Origin of the sequence: Boseongicola sp., from assembly GCA_014075275.1 — a bacterium.
In the GTDB taxonomy this organism is placed as follows: domain Bacteria; phylum Pseudomonadota; class Alphaproteobacteria; order Rhodobacterales; family Rhodobacteraceae.
The window spans coordinates 221,082-237,500 of sequence record CP046179.1; the positions used below are offsets into that span (position 1 = coordinate 221,082).

At 56.9% G+C, this 16,419-nt stretch carries 24 protein-coding genes (1 of these 24 cut by a window edge); 15 read left to right on the top strand and 9 right to left on the bottom strand.

What is annotated here, in order from left to right:
• Positions 1 to 42 precede the first annotated feature (42 nt).
• Complete coding sequence (gene soxR, locus GKR98_01215; GenBank protein QMU59927.1) at positions 43 to 513, top strand: redox-sensitive transcriptional activator SoxR; 471 nt, start codon at positions 43 to 45, stop codon at positions 511 to 513.
• On the opposite strand, the gene GKR98_01220 is transcribed toward soxR, so the two are convergent.
• A complete protein-coding gene (locus tag GKR98_01220) occupies positions 514 to 1,050 on the bottom strand; it encodes an aspartyl-trna synthetase (protein ID QMU59928.1) in 537 nt (178 codons plus the stop codon). It abuts the gene before it with no gap.
• Between the two features lie 81 nt (positions 1,051 to 1,131).
• Here GKR98_01220 and GKR98_01225 point away from each other — a divergent pair, with 81 nt between their 5' ends.
• Positions 1,132 to 2,118 (top strand): D-glycerate dehydrogenase, encoded by a 987-nt coding sequence (locus tag GKR98_01225; protein ID QMU56946.1) that lies wholly within the window; start codon positions 1,132 to 1,134, stop codon positions 2,116 to 2,118.
• Complete coding sequence (locus tag GKR98_01230) at positions 2,118 to 2,759, top strand: hypothetical protein (GenBank protein QMU56947.1); 642 nt, start codon at positions 2,118 to 2,120, stop codon at positions 2,757 to 2,759. Before GKR98_01225 ends, GKR98_01230 begins: the two co-directional genes overlap by 1 nt.
• Here the strand turns inward: GKR98_01230 and GKR98_01235 are convergent.
• Complete coding sequence (locus GKR98_01235; GenBank protein QMU56948.1) at positions 2,756 to 3,622, bottom strand: hypothetical protein; 867 nt, start codon at positions 3,620 to 3,622, stop codon at positions 2,756 to 2,758. The two genes, GKR98_01230 and GKR98_01235, sit on opposite strands and share 4 nt — an antisense overlap.
• A gap of 116 nt (positions 3,623 to 3,738) precedes the next feature.
• Here GKR98_01235 and miaB point away from each other — a divergent pair, with 116 nt between their 5' ends.
• Positions 3,739 to 5,058, top strand: a complete 1,320-nt coding sequence (gene miaB / locus GKR98_01240) for a tRNA (N6-isopentenyl adenosine(37)-C2)-methylthiotransferase MiaB (GenBank protein ID QMU56949.1) — start codon at positions 3,739 to 3,741, stop codon at positions 5,056 to 5,058.
• Positions 5,059 to 5,078: 20 nt separating this feature from the next.
• Here miaB and GKR98_01245 read toward each other — a convergent pair whose 3' ends face one another.
• Genes GKR98_01245 through GKR98_01255 form a run of 3 tightly spaced genes read right to left on the bottom strand, consistent with a single transcriptional unit; the run spans position 5,079 to position 6,234 of the window.
• On the bottom strand, positions 5,079 to 5,453 hold the full coding sequence (locus GKR98_01245; GenBank protein ID QMU56950.1) for a DUF1761 family protein: 375 nt from the start codon (positions 5,451 to 5,453) through the stop codon (positions 5,079 to 5,081).
• A gap of 9 nt (positions 5,454 to 5,462) precedes the next feature.
• Positions 5,463 to 5,897, bottom strand: a complete 435-nt coding sequence (locus tag GKR98_01250; protein ID QMU56951.1) for an SRPBCC domain-containing protein — start codon at positions 5,895 to 5,897, stop codon at positions 5,463 to 5,465.
• The gene (locus GKR98_01255; GenBank protein QMU56952.1) at positions 5,890 to 6,234 is read right to left on the bottom strand and encodes a metalloregulator ArsR/SmtB family transcription factor; all 345 of its coding nucleotides are present in this window, start codon (positions 6,232 to 6,234) and stop codon (positions 5,890 to 5,892) included. The genes GKR98_01250 and GKR98_01255 overlap by 8 nt, the downstream gene beginning before the upstream one ends.
• A gap of 261 nt (positions 6,235 to 6,495) precedes the next feature.
• Between GKR98_01255 and GKR98_01260 the strand changes: the two genes are divergently transcribed.
• The 3 genes from GKR98_01260 to GKR98_01270 all read left to right on the top strand — a co-directional run bounded on the left by GKR98_01260 (position 6,496) and on the right by GKR98_01270 (position 8,618).
• Positions 6,496 to 6,831, top strand: a complete 336-nt coding sequence (locus GKR98_01260) for a hypothetical protein (protein ID QMU56953.1) — start codon at positions 6,496 to 6,498, stop codon at positions 6,829 to 6,831.
• Between the two features lie 257 nt (positions 6,832 to 7,088).
• Positions 7,089 to 7,430 (top strand): hypothetical protein, encoded by a 342-nt coding sequence (locus tag GKR98_01265; GenBank protein QMU56954.1) that lies wholly within the window; start codon positions 7,089 to 7,091, stop codon positions 7,428 to 7,430.
• 174 nt (positions 7,431 to 7,604) lie between these two features.
• On the top strand, positions 7,605 to 8,618 hold the full coding sequence (locus GKR98_01270) for an AAA family ATPase (protein ID QMU56955.1): 1,014 nt from the start codon (positions 7,605 to 7,607) through the stop codon (positions 8,616 to 8,618).
• A gap of 286 nt (positions 8,619 to 8,904) precedes the next feature.
• Here the strand turns inward: GKR98_01270 and GKR98_01275 are convergent, their stop codons facing one another.
• Entirely contained in the window at positions 8,905 to 10,017 is a 1,113-nt protein-coding gene (locus tag GKR98_01275) for an S-(hydroxymethyl)glutathione dehydrogenase/class III alcohol dehydrogenase (GenBank protein ID QMU56956.1), read from the bottom strand.
• A 64-nt stretch (positions 10,018 to 10,081) separates the two neighbouring features.
• Between GKR98_01275 and GKR98_01280 the strand changes: the two genes are divergently transcribed.
• A complete protein-coding gene (locus GKR98_01280) occupies positions 10,082 to 10,432 on the top strand; it encodes a hypothetical protein (protein ID QMU56957.1) in 351 nt (116 codons plus the stop codon).
• Position 10,433: 1 nt separating this feature from the next.
• On the opposite strand, the gene GKR98_01285 is transcribed toward GKR98_01280, so the two are convergent.
• A complete protein-coding gene (locus GKR98_01285) occupies positions 10,434 to 10,868 on the bottom strand; it encodes a cytochrome c (GenBank protein ID QMU56958.1) in 435 nt (144 codons plus the stop codon).
• A 128-nt stretch (positions 10,869 to 10,996) separates the two neighbouring features.
• Here GKR98_01285 and GKR98_01290 point away from each other — a divergent pair, with 128 nt between their 5' ends.
• Positions 10,997 to 12,568, top strand: a complete 1,572-nt coding sequence (locus GKR98_01290) for a DNA polymerase Y family protein (protein ID QMU56959.1) — start codon at positions 10,997 to 10,999, stop codon at positions 12,566 to 12,568.
• Between the two features lie 91 nt (positions 12,569 to 12,659).
• Here GKR98_01290 and GKR98_01295 read toward each other — a convergent pair whose 3' ends face one another.
• Both GKR98_01295 and GKR98_01300 read right to left on the bottom strand, forming a co-directional pair.
• Complete coding sequence (locus tag GKR98_01295) at positions 12,660 to 13,154, bottom strand: fasciclin domain-containing protein (protein ID QMU56960.1); 495 nt, start codon at positions 13,152 to 13,154, stop codon at positions 12,660 to 12,662.
• A gap of 72 nt (positions 13,155 to 13,226) precedes the next feature.
• Positions 13,227 to 13,532: a hypothetical protein gene (locus GKR98_01300; protein ID QMU56961.1), complete on the bottom strand. Its 306-nt coding sequence runs from the start codon at positions 13,530 to 13,532 to the stop codon at positions 13,227 to 13,229.
• Between GKR98_01300 and GKR98_01305 the strand changes: the two genes are divergently transcribed.
• The 6 genes from GKR98_01305 to GKR98_01330 form a co-directional block, all read left to right on the top strand.
• Positions 13,519 to 13,713, top strand: coding sequence for a hypothetical protein (locus tag GKR98_01305; GenBank protein ID QMU56962.1), 195 nt, complete (start codon positions 13,519 to 13,521; stop codon positions 13,711 to 13,713). The two genes, GKR98_01300 and GKR98_01305, sit on opposite strands and share 14 nt — an antisense overlap.
• A 119-nt stretch (positions 13,714 to 13,832) precedes the next feature.
• Positions 13,833 to 14,762 carry a protein-methionine-sulfoxide reductase catalytic subunit MsrP gene (gene msrP / locus GKR98_01310; protein ID QMU56963.1) on the top strand — a complete coding sequence of 310 codons (930 nt, stop codon included), beginning with the start codon at positions 13,833 to 13,835 and terminating at the stop codon, positions 14,760 to 14,762.
• Positions 14,762 to 14,971: a mercury transporter gene (locus GKR98_01315; GenBank protein ID QMU56964.1), complete on the top strand. Its 210-nt coding sequence runs from the start codon at positions 14,762 to 14,764 to the stop codon at positions 14,969 to 14,971. Before msrP ends, GKR98_01315 begins: the two co-directional genes overlap by 1 nt.
• Entirely contained in the window at positions 14,967 to 15,170 is a 204-nt protein-coding gene (locus tag GKR98_01320; GenBank protein QMU59929.1) for a hypothetical protein, read from the top strand. Before GKR98_01315 ends, GKR98_01320 begins: the two co-directional genes overlap by 5 nt.
• The gene (gene msrQ / locus GKR98_01325; protein ID QMU56965.1) at positions 15,167 to 15,775 is read left to right on the top strand and encodes a protein-methionine-sulfoxide reductase heme-binding subunit MsrQ; all 609 of its coding nucleotides are present in this window, start codon (positions 15,167 to 15,169) and stop codon (positions 15,773 to 15,775) included. Before GKR98_01320 ends, msrQ begins: the two co-directional genes overlap by 4 nt.
• Before the next feature lie 45 nt (positions 15,776 to 15,820).
• Positions 15,821 to 16,419: the 5' portion of an MFS transporter gene (locus GKR98_01330; GenBank protein ID QMU56966.1), read on the top strand. Its footprint extends 559 nt past the window's final position; 599 of the gene's 1,158 nt are visible here — the first part of the coding sequence; its start codon is at positions 15,821 to 15,823; the stop codon falls past the right edge of the window.

Sequence of the window (16,419 nt, forward strand, 5' to 3'; positions counted from 1 at the left end):
AAGTTAACTTGAGGTCAAGAAGTATTTTCGAGAGGCAAAATGATGGCACAAACGCTTAGAAATAAAGAGATATCCATCGGGTTTCTGGCGGAACGCACCGGTGTCGCTGTGTCAGCCATTCGGTTTTACGAGGCGGAAGGGCTTTTGCTGGCCGAGCGGAACGCGGCGGGCCAACGTAGATTCGTTCGCGCCGATGTGCGGCGGCTCAGCTTTATTCGCATTTTGCAGGATCTGGGGTTTCCCTTGGCCCGCATTCGCGAGGTTCTGTCGCGTCTGCCGCACGGGCGCACACCGAACCCGCGCGATTGGCGGCGGATCGCCACGGACATTCGTGGCGAGCTGGATCAACGCATCGAGACGCTGGAACGCATTCGCGACAATCTGGATGGCTGTATTGGGTGCGGTTGTCTGTCGTTGGCGCGGTGTGCGCTTTACAATCCGGATGATGCCGCACGCCACAAAGGGAAAGGCGCAAGGTTTCTGATGGGCGATAGCTCTGAGGTGAAAGACTGACTATTCCCGGATTTCTTCGGGTTTTACGCCCCAAAGCAGGCGCTTTTCGATCCAGCCTTTGCTTTTGCCAGCCGTGATTCGACACCAATCCAGTGCGCAAGACCCCAAACGCGCCACGACTCCCGCCTCAGAATAGGCGTTGACCGGACTCTCAGCGTTTGGCTTGACATAAAGCGCCGTCATGTCGGTTTCGATGATGACATGGCGAACTCCCGACAACAGCGCATAGTGCACCCAGCCGCCTTGACCGTCGCGATCTATGACCCGGCGCCAGTGCCCGTATTCGCCCGTAACTTCCAGCGGCATATTGCGACGGGTAAAGACCCAGTCGATGCGATGGGATAGGGACGGGCCACGTCGGGCATTACCCTCTTCGGCTTTCAATGAAACATAACGCGGAATTGGCAGATTTGTGACGGGCCCACGCTCGGTCGCGAATGCGCCGGATGCTGTGATCCAGATGGCTAAAATGCCTGCGATTCCAGTCCGCAAGAATGTCATCCCGCCTGATACCTCGTTTGCCGCCGCGCTTTTCATTAAAGCGTCTCTTGTGCCCGCGCAGTCTTCTTGCCACTTTGACATGAAGTTCGCACGTAAAAAATGGTCGGGGATGTCGAAATGCCTTACACGCGCCTGAGTGTTGTCGTCACGCGTCGGTTACCAGAGGCGGTCGAAACGCGGATGTCCGAGTTATTTGATGTCCGACTTAATCCTGATGACAATGAGATGTCGCGCGACGAACTGATCGCGGCGGTTCAGGACGCTGACATTCTTGTTCCTTCACTGACCGATCAGATTGATGCGCCGCTGCTGTCGCAAGCGGGGGATCGTCTTAAGCTGATCGCGAATTTCGGCGCGGGCGTCGACCACATCGATGTGCAGACCGCGCGACAGCGGGGCATTCTGGTTTCGAACACGCCGGGTGTTGTGACTGATGACACTGCTGATATGGCCTTGGCGCTTATCCTTGCAGTGACCCGTCGCATCCCCGAAGGTCTGTCGGTCATGCAAAAGGGCGAATGGGATGGCTGGTCGCCGACTGCCTTGCTGGGTGGGCGGCTAAGTGGCCGCCGATTGGGCATTCTGGGCATGGGTCGGATCGGGCAGGCAGTGGCGCGACGCGCTTCGGCGTTTGGAATGCAGGTCCATTACCACAATCGCCGCAAGCTGCGGACCGAGACCGAAGAAGAGTTGCAGGCGAATTATTGGGAAAGTCTGGATCAGATGGTTAGCCGGGTCGATATCCTGTCGATAAATTGCCCGCACACGCCGTCGACTTTTCATCTGATGAACGCACGCCGATTGAAACTGATGAAACCGTCGGCGGTGATCGTGAACACATCGCGTGGCGAAGTGATCGACGAAAACGCCCTGACGCGGATGCTGCGTGCGGGCGAAATTGCCGGTGCGGGGCTTGATGTTTTCGAACACGGTCACGACGTCAATCCACGCCTGCGCGAGTTGAAAAACGTGGTTCTGTTGCCGCATATGGGATCGGCGACCGTGGAAGGCCGCGTCGAGATGGGCGAGAAAGTTATCATAAATATCAAAACCTTCGCCGATGAGCACCGCCCACCGGACCAGGTTGTACCGTCGATGCTGTAATGCGGATACTTTTGTGTCTGTTGCTGGTTCTGGCCGCATGTTCGCGCCCGCTGACCGAAAACGAAGTCGCCTTTGCCGAAGATCTGTATGGTCCCTCGCTGGACACTTCAAACGTTCGCGTCAGTTTGGGCCTTGGCATCTTACCGCCACCAAAGTTGAAGAAAACCGGCGTTCGCGTACTTGTCGGAACCGATAAAGCCTGTGTGCGCACACCACAGCCGCGCGGGGCGCAACCACCGCAGGCTTTTGCACTCAGAAACGGGCTGCATTTTGATCCGGGCCTTTATTCTGATGACATGGCACTTGGCTGGCCAAAGGCACGGCGGTTCCCGCAGACACTGATCTTTGCCCACGAGTTGGCGCATGTCTGGCAATGGCAGAACCGTGAAACCACCGGATATTCGGCATTTCGGGCAATAATGGAGAGCGTCCGTCTGGCCGATCCCTACTTTTCAGCCAGCGGAGCGCACGAGTTGTTCTACCGGTTTGGCTACGAGCAGCAGGCAGCGATTATCGAAGATTACTTGTGTTTCACATTTGCCAATCCACACCATCCCCGACGCGCCGAACTGCGCGCAGTGCTTGAACCGGTGTTACCACTGGATCGATTTGACGAGGTCGTCCGCACGCGCGAGCGCTAGAACCACTGGCCGGGCTCCATCAGACCCAACTCCAGCAATTGTTGCGAATGCCACTCGAATTCGGTCGAGTTATACCAGCGAAACGTGTCGATTTCGAAACGACTCGCGGGGTTGGTTCGCAGAGCCTTGGCCGTGCGAAATGACACGATGGCGGCGGTCAGATTGTGATGCCAGGGGCAGGAATAGGTGTTTAGTTCTTCATCTGACCAGGTGTGATCGGATTTGAGTTTGACACCTGAATGCGTGCGCACCAGGGCGATCCGATCGATACGCCGACGCTCTTCACCGATGTGTTCTTCAAATCGCCACCGAAGGCCGCCGTAGAAATCCAATTGCCGGTCTTTTGGCGCTCCATCACCGTTTTGACGCGCCAACGCGTAATAGCCCGAACGGTCCAAATGTGCGTCTTCGAGAGAAACTGCGTTCTGGGCAAATTCAAGATCGCCAGCGTAAACATCGACAACATAGGTCAACATTGAACGGCGGCGTTCTTCTGCATGGAACGTCAACATCTCGCCGATACTGCGCGTCTCTGAATAGGGAAAGAACAGATATTCGGCGTTATAGCAGTAATATAGCCAAGTGTTCTCGGGCAGCGCGGCAGCAATTGTGTTGACCGACTTTTCCGTCGTTCCTGCGTCGCGCGTTGCACAGTCGATGCGGATCACCATGTCGCGCACCGATTTCGGAATCGACAGTTCCGGCGGCGCGATCAGAAAGATCGTGCGAAACCCCAAATAAGCGTGGTGGCGTATGGTCGTATCAACCTCGACCTCGTCCTCGGCGATGATGATCGCGACCGGACCTTTGGCCTTTTTGATCGCGTCGTCTGACGCTGCCTGTGTGACGCCTTTGAACTGCACGGCTGGTTTTCTGCTTTTCGTCGATTTCGGCGACCATCGCACGGCCTTCGAAGCCTTGGCAAGACGTGCACGCCCGTGTAGGACGCGCGATGATCCGAATGACAGGTTGATCCGTTATGGCCGCGCCCAAGAAGCTTTATATCAAGACCTACGGTTGTCAGATGAACGTCTATGACAGCGAACGCATGGCCGAAGCGCTGGGCGGGCAGGGGTATGTGTCGACCGAGACGGCAGATGATGCCGATATGATCCTATTGAATACCTGTCATATTCGCGAGAAAGCTGCGGAAAAGATCTATTCGGAACTAGGGCGATTTCGCCCGTTGAAGGACGCAAATCCAGACCTGAAAATCGGTGTCGCGGGCTGTGTTGCCCAGGCCGAAGGCGCCGAGATCGTCGCCCGCCAGCCGATGGTTGATCTGGTGGTGGGACCACAAAGTTATCACCGCCTGCCTGAAATGGAGACCAAAATCCAGGGTGGTGAACGGGCTTTGGACACCGAGTTTCCCGAAGAGGATAAGTTCGAACATCTGGCCTCGCGCCCTAAATCCAAGCGCGGACCAACGGCATTTCTGACGGTTCAGGAAGGTTGCGACAAGTTTTGTGCCTTCTGTGTGGTGCCCTATACGCGCGGTGCCGAAGTCAGCCGCCCCGCAAACCGTATCATGACCGAGGCACGCGATCTGGTAGAGCGCGGCGTCCGCGAGGTGACTTTGCTGGGCCAGAACGTGAATGCCTATCACGGCCATGACGGCGGGCTGGCCGGGCTGATCCGTGAATTGGCCGGTATTGATGGGCTCGAGCGCATTCGCTTCACCACCAGTCATCCCAATGACATGGATGATGCCCTGATTGCGGCCCATGGCGAAATTGAAAAACTGATGCCCTATCTGCATCTGCCGGTTCAGGCCGGATCGGATAAGGTGTTAAAGGCGATGAACCGCAAACACACCGCCGAAGAATATATCAGACTAATCGAGCGTATTCGCGCGGCCCGTCCCGATCTTTTGCTGTCGGGCGATTTCATTGTCGGATTCCCCGGCGAGACGGAAGAAGACTTTGCCGCAACCATGGCCCTGATCGAAGAAGTGAACTACGGGCAGGCCTATAGCTTCAAATATTCGGAACGCCCCGGAACGCCAGCGGCAGAACGCGCGCAGGTCGAAGAAGCCGTGAAACACGAACGTCTGCAGCGCCTTCAGTCATTACTCAGCACGCAACAACGCGCCGCGCAGGATGCTATGGTCGGGCGCGATGTCGAGGTTCTGTTTGAAAAGACGGGTCGGATGGAGGGGCAGATGGTCGGGAAATCGGACTATCTGCATGCCGTGCATGTCACCTCTGACGCCGTTCAACGCGGCGATATCGCCAAGGTGCGTATTGTCGAAAGTAGTTCCAACTCACTGGCAGGTGAAGTTGTAGGGCCAGCGCGCTGAACGCGCTGGCTTTTCCTGGATTATAGCAGACCCTGAGCGACGATCATCAGCGCGCCTGCGCCAATCACGTAGACGCCGTCAGTCACCAACGCGCCGGTTGATTTCTTCAGAAATGCGCCCCCTGATACGACAAACATCGCACAGGCCAGGATCGCCAGCAGGGCGGTGCCAAGGAAGCTGACCGTCGCCGTCACGCCAACGACAATGGCCAACGAAATCAACCCGAGTATTTGGGCAACAAAGGCCATCGCAGGAGGCGACCCGCCAAGGTCAACGCCCGATCCTTCGGCCCAGGTTTTACCCAGAACTTTGGGATGGTAGATGATCCATCCAAAGATAAAGGCGGCCACGGCACCGGCAATGACAGCCGGGATATTCAGTGCTTCAGCTTCCATAGTTTTCCCTCACATTGCGTTTTCAAGCGCCTCGAGGATAGCACCCCAGCCGCCTTTGTGGTTGTCACGGCTTTCTTCGCTCTCAAAGCGTAAGTGACTTAGTTTGACCTCGGTGCCGCCGTCAGCTTCGGCAAAATCGATGGTCACGACACTGTCTTCCAGACTGGAAAACGGTGATTTCCATGTAAACGCCAAACGATTGGCCCGATCAATTGTGCGATAAGTGCCGGTGTGCGGCAAATCCTGATCTCCGGCACGCATAACGACCAGAAAATCACCGCCCTCGCGGGGGTCGGTCTTCGCTTCTGGAACGGTCATGCCGGGCCCGGGGGTCATGAACCGGGCCAGCAATTCGGGATTCAGCCAGGCGTCGAATAAGGCTTCTTTAGGGGCGTTGATAACGCGCGAAGTTTCCAATTGAAGTTCGGTTGCAGTGTCAGTCATTGCGAATGTCCTTTGTCATCAAGGTTTCAAGGGCTTCAAGGCGCATGTCCCAGATAGACCGAAGGTCGGTGAACCATTGGTCGACAAGGGCAAGGCGTTCGGGTTTGAGCTCGATCAGGTGTTCCCGCCATTCAGTTCTGCGGCTGACAAGGCTGGCGTTTTCCAGCGTTTTTATATGTTTCGATACCGAATTCAGGCTCATGTCATACCTCTGCGCCAGATCGGTGACACGCATAGGCCCGTGCTGCGCCAGAAGCGTCAGAATGGACCGGCGGGTCGGATCAGCAGCAGCTTTCAGAATAGCCGTTAGATCGATATCGGTTTCTCGTTCAACCATTTGGGTGAATTAGCAAGGGATTCGCTATCAGTCAACCAAAAAGGTGAATGATAGCTCAGAACGCACCAGTTCCGCGGTTCATTCGCAGTCAACGTGGATCATGGATGAACAACGAGTAAATGACGCTGGACAGTCGTCATTGTTTCCAGATCAGCAGTTGTTGCCTTAAATTTAAACCATTTTGAACCCGATCCTAACTTGGTTCGCCCCTAAAACTCTCAGTAAGAGTCGGTGGGTCCGATGGAAGTAAGGACGATTTTCATGCTGAAGCTAGATCAGAGCACGGCCGTTGATGCCAATAAGCCATTCAACTTGGTTCGCCGTTTCCTTGGCGATCAATGTGGTGCTGCAACCGTTGATCTGATGTCCGTTGCCCTTGTCTGCGCAGGACTGGGCACAGCTCTGGTTGCGACGATGGAAACCAGTGGCAACTCAATCGGCAAAACGATGCAGTCAAGCGCGACCAGCTCAAGCATTGTATTGGTCGCCGCGGATACATCGGGCGGTGATACTGGTGGAGACACCGGTGGAGGTGACACTGTTCCGGCAGGTTGCTTTGTGAACGGCTCAAATAAACTGGTTTGCAATCAAAATTAAGCTGACGGTTCGTCGGCGCACGGGCTTCAATCTCTTAACCAGAAGATGAACAGACACCGCGATTCGGCATGAACGCTGGGTCGCGGTTGTTTTTTGTGCCGCAACAAATCCCTTCGAACTGCCTTTTTGTCGCCCGAAATCCGCCCAATCGACCACAGGTTTGGCCCAATTTTGCCGAAAATTTTCATATTTGAGGGAATTGGTCTATGTTGAATTTGGGTGTGAGGCGTTGTGATAATTGTTCTGCGAGTGTGTCATTGTCCTACATCCTTTCAAATTCTTTCAAATCTTTTGTTGCAACAACTGCGCGTGATTTCGTTGCAGATGAAGATGGCGCTGTTTCCGTCGATTTGGTCGTTGGTGCTTTGATGATGGCAGGGATCGGCACAGGTTTGGCGTCGACCTTTGAAATGAGCGGCAATTCCATCGGTAAAACCATGCAAAAGAGCGCGGCCCATTCAAGCATTACCCTTGTAGGTGCGGGCGACGACGATGCCGACGACGGCCAGGACAATCTAGAGATCGAGTTGACAACCAATACGCTTCCAGCCGGTTGCACCATCAATGATCTGGGTCAGATGAGCTGTAGTTCTTCGTAAGGCAATTTGAGAGTAGGTTGCCGGCAAATGGCGGCCTCCACTCACTCAAATACCGGTGTCGGCCACTACATTTCGTGACGTTTTCGTAAATATTGCCGAGATATGCTTGCAAGCGGCGCAAAGGCTTGGCAGCATCAAAGGACGTAGTGGTCCCAATCACCGGAGTTCCTTTATTTGGCAATTCGTGCGTTAACCCAGCCAGACCAGCCGGACGGCACAACCGAGACCCGGCTAGAATTTCCCGACAACCGCCTGCTGATCGACCTTTTTGGCGAGTTCAACAGGAACCTCAGCCAGATAGAGGCGGCCCTGGATGTGCAGATTGTGCATCAGGGCAACCAATTGGCCGTGTTTGGCGACGCAGAAGCCCGCCAAAAGGCTGGCGACGTTTTGAATGCCCTTTATCTGCGTTTGGAAGCAGGGCGCGACCTGACACCCGGCGATATTGACGCCGAGATTCGGATGGGTCCGGCGGCCGATGATGGCGACGAGCGCTCGGGCGATCAGATGGAGTTATTTCAGGGCGGTCGGATTGAGATCAAAACCCGCAAGAAACTGATTGAGCCGCGCACCGACGCGCAAAAAGCCTATGTCCGCTCGCTTTTTGAACAGGAACTTGCTTTTGGCATCGGGCCCGCTGGCACGGGTAAAACCTATCTGGCGGTGGCCGTCGGGGTGAATATGTTTCTGGGTGGCCATGTCGACCGGATCATCCTCAGCCGCCCAGCCGTTGAAGCAGGCGAACGCCTTGGGTTTTTGCCGGGAGACATGAAAGACAAAGTCGACCCCTATATGCAGCCGCTTTACGACGCGCTGAATGATTTCTTGCCCGGCAAACAGGCGGCCAAGCTGATTGAAGAAAAGCGGATCGAGATTGCACCCCTTGCCTTTATGCGTGGGCGCACTTTGTCGAATGCATTTGTTGTCTTGGACGAGGCACAAAACGCCACCACCATGCAGATGAAAATGTTCCTGACCCGTCTGGGCGAGGGCAGCCGCATGGTGATTACGGGCGACCGCACGCAAGTCGATTTGCCGCGCGGGGTACCGTCTGGGTTAGCAGATGCCGAGCGGCTGCTTGGTGGCATCGACACCATCGGGTTCAACTATTTCACCGCCAAGGATGTGGTCCGTCATCCATTGGTCGCGCGTATTATCGAAGCCTACGACAAGGATCAGCCCGCCTGATTTTCAAAGAATTGAGCGCCTGTCGGCGCATATGAGGTTTTGCGCCGGCTTCGCCGTCGCGGTGCCTCCGGCGGAAGTATTTTGGGACAGAAGAAGAAGCAGAACCACCTCCCGGTGTTCAAACCGGGAGGCTTCTTCTGTCGCGGTCATCGGCGCTTCCGCCTGTTCCGCATGACGTAAAAGCCCACAATTTGATTAAAATTGTGTTTCTTCTGTCGGAAAATACTTTCGGGGGTGTGGGGGCAGCGCCCCCACCGACCTCGACGCGCGAAGGCGCGGCGAAATCTCAATAAACCACAACACTCCGAATAGACTCACCGGCATGCATCAGATCGAAGCCCTGGTTGATGTCATCCAGTGCCAGCGTGTGGGTGATCATCGGATCGATCTCGATCTTGCCGTCCATATACCAGTCCACGATTTTTGGAACATCCGTGCGTCCACGCGCACCACCAAAAGCAGTGCCGCGCCAGCTGCGCCCGGTCACCAGTTGGAACGGACGGGTCGAAATTTCAGCCCCCGCAGGCGCTACACCAATAATAATGCTCTCGCCCCAGCCTTTATGCGCGGATTCCAGCGCAGCCCGCATGACGCTGACATTGCCGGTGGCATCAAAGGTGTAATCCGCGCCGCCCTTGGTCAGATCCACCAGATAGGGCACCAGATCCCCCTCGACTTCAGTCGAGTTCACAAAGTCGGTCATGCCGAATTTCTCGGCCATTGCCTTGCGGCCCGGATTGATATCCACACCGACAATCTGATCGGCGCCTGCCAGACGCAGACCCTGAATGACGTTCAGTCCAATGCCGCCAAGTCCGAAGACAATGCAGCGCGAACCGATCTCGACCTTGGCGGTATTGATCACAGCACCAATGCCGGTGGTCACGCCACACCCAATGTAGCAAATCTTATCAAACGGCGCGTCTTCACGCACCTTCGCCAGGGCAATCTCAGGCAGAACCGTATGGTTCGAAAACGTCGAGCAGCCCATATAATGAAGGATCGGATCGCCGTCCAAAGTCGAAAACCGCGACGAGCCGTCAGGCATCAGTCCCTGGCCTTGGGTCGAGCGGATCGCCTGACACAGATTGGTCTTTGGATGCAGGCAATAATCGCATTCACGACACTCGGGCGTATAAAGCGGAATCACATGATCGCCAGGCTTCAGACTGGTGACACCTTCGCCAACTTCCATGACAACGCCTGCGCCCTCATGGCCCAGAATTGCCGGAAACAATCCCTCGGGATCGGCGCCCGAAAGCGTAAATTCATCGGTGTGGCAAATGCCTGTGGCTTTGATCTCGACCAGAACCTCGCCGGCGCGCGGCCCGTCCAGATTTACGTCCATAATCTCAAGCGGTTTTCCGGCCTCGACGGCAACGGCAGCACGTGTGCGCATAATTGGGGGACCCTCCCTTAATGTATTGTCGGCTTGACCCTGCTGCACGATAAGAGCGAAATCAATGGGAATCATATGGCAGGAGGACGCCGTGACAGGAATGATTTTGCGTTTATCGGTTTTGGCGGTCGTATTGGCAGGCTGCACGCCCGTTCCCGAGGTTGAAGAACCCCTGGCAGACGACCCCCTTCTGGATGAACCCTTCGAAGAAGACATTCCGCCCGAATTGGAAGAATGCGATGCGGTTGGCTATCGGCAACTGATCGGCACCCCTGTCGCCGATGCGTTCCTGCCATCCAGCGAAAGCCTGCGGGTCTTTGGTCAAACAGACATCGTTACCCAGGAATACCTGCCCCAGCGCACGAATATCGTTTACAACGCCGAAGGCCTGATTGGCCGGGTCTATTGCGGATAGATTACTCGCGAAATTCCTTGTGGCAGGCCGAGCAGCTTGCGCTTATCCGGCGCAGGCTTTGCTCCAACTGGTCCGGTGTGCTGACGTCTGCTCCTGCAAGAACCGCATTCATAGCGTCGAGCTGATCGGCAAATCTGTCGGGCTCCGTCCAGATCGTCGGCAGGGCCTCTGACTTTGGATCATCGGACCGGGGCTTGAACAGGGCTTCGGTCTCGCCCGCTTCCAAAATCAGGGCGTCCATTGCCGCGCGCGCCGTTGCGACGTCGAAAGAGGTCTTCCCGCGCATCATTTGCCCCAGGACTTTGGTTTCTTGGCCAAGTATCTTCATGGACTCCATGCGCGCCATCACGTCGTGGTCTTTCACGCCGCTATGGGCCAGGACCGCACTGGCACTCAATACACTCGTAATTATCAGGGCGGCTTTCAGTCTTTGCATGGAATCCTCCGGTTGCGCCTTTATCTAGTCTCTGCCCAAGGTCTGTCCAGCGGGACTCGACTCGCATCACGCCGATATGTAGATTAAGAACAAATAGCGAACATCTGAAAATACATGACACGCTGCCGATGAAAAGCCGCCGCATCCTGTCGCTCTGGTTTCCCAGGCTGGGGGCCGAGCGGTTCCTACGACAAAACCGTGGCCTGCCGCCCCGCGCATTCGCCGTCGTGGGCGAGGCGCATAATGCCCAGGTTCTGGTCTCGCTCTCGGCCGAAGCCGAAGCCGCCGGTCTGACACGCGGGCAGGCGTTGCGCGATGCCATGGCGATGTGCCCGACTCTGGAAACCCGACTGCGCAACCGCGATCTGGATGCGGGGTTTCTGATGCTTCTGCGGCGCTGGGCCGGTAAATTCAGCCCCTGGGTCTCCGAAGAACCACCCGAAAGCCTGGTGATCGACATCACCGGATGCACCCATCTTTTCGGCGGTGAAGAAGGGCTAATCGACCTCGTTGAAACCGATTGTGCCACCCTTGGTTTGACGGTGCAGGTCGGGGTGGCGGATACCGTGGGCGCGGCCTGGGCTCTGGCGCGGTTCGCCGGGCAGGGCATCCGGGCAGGGCGCTCCGGCGATGATATCGATCAGGAAGCCCACGCCACCCGGTCGCGCGCTGCGCGTCGTCGCCATTGGGAACGCGGCGGTCCACCCCCGGCTGCAACCGCACCGGGCAGCTATGCCGGGCGGATCGCGCCCAAGGGACAGATGCGCACGGTGCTGGCCGGGATGCCGGTGGCGGCCCTGCGTCTGGACGAGGATACCCGCCAGACCCTCGCCCGCCTGGGGCTGCATCAGATCGGCGATCTGGCGGGTCAGCCCCGGGGCGCGCTGGCCCGCCGGTTTGGCAAACAGCTTGTGCGCCGGTTGGATCAGGCCTTCGGGATCGAAGCTGAACCCGTCAGCCCGGTGCGTCCCCCGGTGCATTTCTCGGTGCGCCTGACCCTGCCGGATCCCATCGGCCTCAGTGACGATATCGCCGCTGCACTGGATCGGCTGCTTCCGGCCTTGTCAGAGAAACTGACCGCAAAAGGGCGGGGGGTGCGCCGCCTCAGGATGGAATGCCACCGCGCCGATCACACCATGCAGCGCATCGAAGTCGGGCTGGCACGCCCCTCGGCTGCGCCGGACCGCATCCGCCCCCTGCTGATGATGAAAGTGGACGAGATCGACGCAGGCTTCGGCATCGATATGATCCGGCTCGAAGCCCTGGTCAGCGAACCGGTTCACGCCCATCAACACCGGGGCCACGCCGAAGCCGCCGCTGTCGGTGCTGCTCGCCGGAACGGCGGCGCGGCACTGGATGATCTGATTGGTCGGATCGGCGCCCGGGCCGAAGCGGCCAAGGACTGGCCGCGCGCGCCCGCACCGCGCCCGGTTGAAATCTGGCCGCCCGATATCGTCACAGCCCCCGATACCCCCCATATCCCGGCGCAGTTTCGCTGGCGTGGCCGCCAGTTCGAAACCCGCGCCGCGCTCGGTCCGGAACGGATTTCACCGGAATGGTGGCTGGATGATCCCAATTGGCGCAGCGGCGTGCGGGACTATTGGCGCATCACCACATCTTCAGGCGACCGGCTTTGGCTGTATTACGGCCACGGCGCGTCCCTGTCGGCGGGCTGGTTCTGTCAGGGCGCTTTCAGCTAACCCGACATCTCCTTTCTTTCTGGGGAAAATACTCCAGGGGGTGTGGGGGACAGCGTCCCCCACCTGTCGCGTCGCCGTCAGGCGGCGCAACTCACTTCGGCAGCAGCACAGTGTCGATCACATGGATCACACCATTGGATGCCGCAATATCGGCGGTCGTCACCGTCGATGAATTGACCTTCACGCCGCCGCCTTTGCCGTCAACATGCACCGTCTGGCCCTGAACCGTCGCAACATTCGACCGCTGACCCACCAGCTGGTCCGAGGTCACCGCCCCCGGCACAACATGATAGGTCAGGACTTTCACAAGCTGATCTTTGTTTTCGGGCTTCAAAAGCGTCTCAACAGTGCCCGCTGGCAGCGCCGCAAAGGCAGCATTCGTCGGCGCGAACACAGTGAAAGGACCATCACCTTTCAGCGTATCGACAAGACCAGCCGCCGATACAGCGGCCACAAGTGTTGAAAAGTCGTCGTTGCCTGCGGCGATTTCGACGATATCAGGGTCCTCGTTCATCGGGGCACAAGCAGCAGCAAATGCAAGTGCAGCAGCACCGGCAAGGGTTTTAAGCGCAAATCTGCGGTTCATAACTGTCTCTCTTTCAGTTTTTCGTTGGGATTAGAAAAGCCGGAGACGCCTGCCTCCGGCTGAAGTCTCGGATCAACCCTCGGGCAGGATCACTTTGTCGATGACGTGGATGACGCCGTTGGATGCATCGATATCGGCGGCAACGACGGTGCCTTCCGGCAAAGCCGCGAAAGTCTCATCGGTCGGTGCGAAAACGGTGAACGGGCCATCGCCCTTCAGCGTTTCAACCAGACCGGCGGCTTTCACAGCCGTGACCAGTGTCTGGAACGATCCGGCTTCAACCGCCGTATCAACAATGTCTTTCTTGTCGCCCATGGCAAAAGCCGGTGCAGCCAGTGCGGCAACAGCGGCCGATGTGATCAGAATGTTACGAAGCATTTTTGTCTCCCAAGGTTATAAGCAAATGCCGCTCTTTGGCATTGCAGAGGTCTACGGAAAGGTTTTGGGATCGGATCAGGGAAAGTCCGGACCAATGGGGCTTGATCTTCGGACCATCGGCGCTAAGCCAACCGTCTCGAAATTCTCCACTCACGTTTCTGTGATCGCCCGTGAGAGTTAACCGCCATTTTGTAACCGTGTTTCAATGAGATGTCGGTCAAGCACAGTCTCGTGAGGGTGATTGCCGTGGCGCGCTTGGCACCGCATCTTATGCCCAAGATGACAAAACGGAGGTGGCCCATGGCCAATGGATATAAAAGCGATCTGAAGTGGTCGGACGTCACACCAAGGTCAGCGTGGCTGAACCGTCGCCAGATCATGACCGGGGCAGGGGCTCTTGCACTGGGATCAATTGCCGGACCAGCCATGGCCAGCCTTGGCGCCAAAAAGACATCGCACGGTCGCGGGTTGGACCCCAACTCTTGGGAAGACATCACCACCTACAATAACTACTACGAATTCGGCACCGGCAAAGGCGACCCCGCCGAGAATGCCCACCGCCTGACAACCGACCCCTGGACCGTCAAGATCGACGGCATGGTCGACAAGCCAGGTGACTACGGCTTCGACGACATCCTGAAAGGCCAGGCCCTTGAACAGCGCATTTACCGCTTTCGCTGTGTCGAGGCTTGGTCGATGGTCGTGCCTTGGGTTGGCTTCGAACTTGGCGACTTGTTGAAACGCGTCGGCGTCCAGTCAGGTGCGAAATATGTCGCCTTTGAAACCCTGGTGCGCCCAAGCGAAATGATCGGCCAAAAGCGCAACGTGCTGGACTGGCCCTATCGCGAAGGTCTGACCCTGAACGAAGCGATGCACCCGCTGACCCTCATGTCCACCGGCATCTACGACGAACCGCTGCCAAATCAGAACGGCGCGCCCATCCGTTTGGTGGTTCCCTGGAAATACGGCTTCAAATCGATCAAATCGATTGTGCGGATCACCCTCACCGACAAACAGCCCCCCATCAGCTGGGAACTGGCAAACCCGCGTGAGTATGGCTTCTTCAGTAACGTGAACCCAAATGTGGATCACCCACGTTGGAGCCAGGCAACCGAACGCAAAATCGGCGGCGGCCTTTTCGCCAAGCGCGTGCCGACAGCGATGTTCAACGGCTACGAAAAAGAAGTCGCGTCCCTATACAAGGGCATGGACCTGACGAAGAACTTCTGATGTCACGACCATTGGCCTATATCACGGGTGCCTTTGGGGCACTCGGCGCATTGTGTTGTGTCACGCCGCTGCTGCCCTTGGCTTTGGGGGCAGCTGGGGCAACCAGCCTGACCGCCATCCTTTACCGTGATATCGTGCTGATACCTTTTACTTTGGTGATGATCGGGCTCGCATTTTATCTTTGGCGGAGGTCAAACAGTGAAAATTGAACTCAGCTCCACATTGGAATGCCCCAAATGCGGCGGCAAGACCACGGCAGCAATGCCAACGGATGCCTGCCAGTATTTCTTTGACTGTCCGCATTGCGGCGAAGTTCTAAAACCCAATGCCGGCGATTGTTGTGTCTGGTGTTCCTACGGCACGGTCCCGTGCCCGCCAATTCAAGAAGGAAAGGGCTGCTGCGCATGACGTTTGCCCAGAACATAAACATTCGCTTGTCGAAAGTGCCCGCATGGCCGCTCTATATAATAGCGACTTTTCCGCCGGTCTGGTTCTTCTATCTCGGCGTCACCGGTGGCCTTGGGGCCGAGCCTATTAAAGCGCTCGAACACAAGATGGGCGAACTGGCCCTGCAACTCTTGATCGTGACGTTGGCTGTCACACCGCTTCGGAACTACACCGGGATCAACCTGGTAAAGTTTCGCCGCGCAATCGGGCTGGTGACATTCCTCTATGTTTTCCTGCACCTTTTAGTCTGGCTGGTGCTGGACGTGCAGATCCTCAGCCAGATCTGGGCTGACATTATCAAACGCCCCTACATTACCATCGGTATGCTCGGGTTTGTCCTGATGATCCCGCTTGCAATCACATCGAACAACCTGTCCATCCGCAAGCTCGGCCCCAAAGGGTGGAAACGTCTGCATCAGTTGACTTACGCGACCGCAATTTTGGGCGCGGTGCATTTCGTTATGCTTGCCAAAGGCTTTCAGATCGAACCGCTGATCTATCTGGGCGTGATCCTTGCTTTGCTGGCAACCCGCGTTCGGCTGCCTCGAAAACGCGCCACCGCGTAAACTTTTCCGCTTTTCCTTATCGGCGGGCCTGTTACGGTCCGCCGAATGGAAACCAAAGAATTGAACCGCGGCGCCATTTTGATCATGGCGCTTTTCTTTCTGCAACCGATGGCTATCGGTTCGTGGCTGGCATTGATCCCATACGTCAAAGAGACGATCGGATTGTCCAAGTCTGAACTGGCTATTGCCCTTTTGGGTGCGCCCGTTGCTTTGCTGATCACACTACAATTCGCCAGCAAAGCAGTTGGAACCTTCGGTGTGCGCAAACTGTTCCTGGTGGCATTTCCCTTGCAGTTCCTGACGTCACTTCTGCCGATCACGGTTGGAAGCATGACCATGCTGTTCTTCGCGCTGGCCGCCTTTGGCATTGCCATCGCATTCATGGAGATTGCACTGAACGTTTATGCTGGCCGGGTCGAAAAATCGTCCGACCGTTTGATCATGAATAGATGCCACGGTTTCTGGGCGCTGGGCCTGATGACCGGCTCGATTGTCGCAACCAGTGGCTCACAAGTCATTTCGCCGCTTGGGATCATGGCGATCATATCCGTAGCCTCGGCAACATTGGGGGTAGGGGCCGCCTTTACCCTGCCAAAAGTGGGCGAGGCGGAAGAGAAACGCGATCTGCCCCGCCGCAAACTCAG

What these genes read in the sequence shown, in the direction of transcription:
- GKR98_01295 (QMU56960.1), bottom strand. Translation starts at nt 13,154, where the DNA reads ATGAACCGCAGATTTGCGCTTAAAACCCTTGCCGGTGCTGCTGCACTT.
- GKR98_01250 (QMU56951.1), bottom strand. Translation starts at nt 5,897, where the DNA reads ATGACTGACACTGCAACCGAACTTCAATTGGAAACTTCGCGCGTTATC.
- GKR98_01280 (QMU56957.1), top strand. Translation starts at nt 10,082, where the DNA reads ATGGGAATCATATGGCAGGAGGACGCCGTGACAGGAATGATTTTGCGT.
- GKR98_01230 (QMU56947.1), top strand. Translation starts at nt 2,118, where the DNA reads ATGCGGATACTTTTGTGTCTGTTGCTGGTTCTGGCCGCATGTTCGCGC.
- GKR98_01305 (QMU56962.1), top strand. Translation starts at nt 13,519, where the DNA reads ATGTTACGAAGCATTTTTGTCTCCCAAGGTTATAAGCAAATGCCGCTC.
- GKR98_01255 (QMU56952.1), bottom strand. Translation starts at nt 6,234, where the DNA reads ATGGTTGAACGAGAAACCGATATCGATCTAACGGCTATTCTGAAAGCT.
- GKR98_01225 (QMU56946.1), top strand. Translation starts at nt 1,132, where the DNA reads ATGCCTTACACGCGCCTGAGTGTTGTCGTCACGCGTCGGTTACCAGAG.
- msrQ (QMU56965.1), top strand. Translation starts at nt 15,167, where the DNA reads ATGACGTTTGCCCAGAACATAAACATTCGCTTGTCGAAAGTGCCCGCA.
- msrP (QMU56963.1), top strand. Translation starts at nt 13,833, where the DNA reads ATGGCCAATGGATATAAAAGCGATCTGAAGTGGTCGGACGTCACACCA.
- miaB (QMU56949.1), top strand. Translation starts at nt 3,739, where the DNA reads ATGGCCGCGCCCAAGAAGCTTTATATCAAGACCTACGGTTGTCAGATG.
- GKR98_01260 (QMU56953.1), top strand. Translation starts at nt 6,496, where the DNA reads ATGCTGAAGCTAGATCAGAGCACGGCCGTTGATGCCAATAAGCCATTC.
- GKR98_01315 (QMU56964.1), top strand. Translation starts at nt 14,762, where the DNA reads ATGTCACGACCATTGGCCTATATCACGGGTGCCTTTGGGGCACTCGGC.
- GKR98_01285 (QMU56958.1), bottom strand. Translation starts at nt 10,868, where the DNA reads ATGCAAAGACTGAAAGCCGCCCTGATAATTACGAGTGTATTGAGTGCC.
- soxR (QMU59927.1), top strand. Translation starts at nt 43, where the DNA reads ATGGCACAAACGCTTAGAAATAAAGAGATATCCATCGGGTTTCTGGCG.
- GKR98_01245 (QMU56950.1), bottom strand. Translation starts at nt 5,453, where the DNA reads ATGGAAGCTGAAGCACTGAATATCCCGGCTGTCATTGCCGGTGCCGTG.
- GKR98_01290 (QMU56959.1), top strand. Translation starts at nt 10,997, where the DNA reads ATGAAAAGCCGCCGCATCCTGTCGCTCTGGTTTCCCAGGCTGGGGGCC.
- GKR98_01220 (QMU59928.1), bottom strand. Translation starts at nt 1,050, where the DNA reads ATGAAAAGCGCGGCGGCAAACGAGGTATCAGGCGGGATGACATTCTTG.
- GKR98_01300 (QMU56961.1), bottom strand. Translation starts at nt 13,532, where the DNA reads ATGCTTCGTAACATTCTGATCACATCGGCCGCTGTTGCCGCACTGGCT.
- GKR98_01275 (QMU56956.1), bottom strand. Translation starts at nt 10,017, where the DNA reads ATGCGCACACGTGCTGCCGTTGCCGTCGAGGCCGGAAAACCGCTTGAG.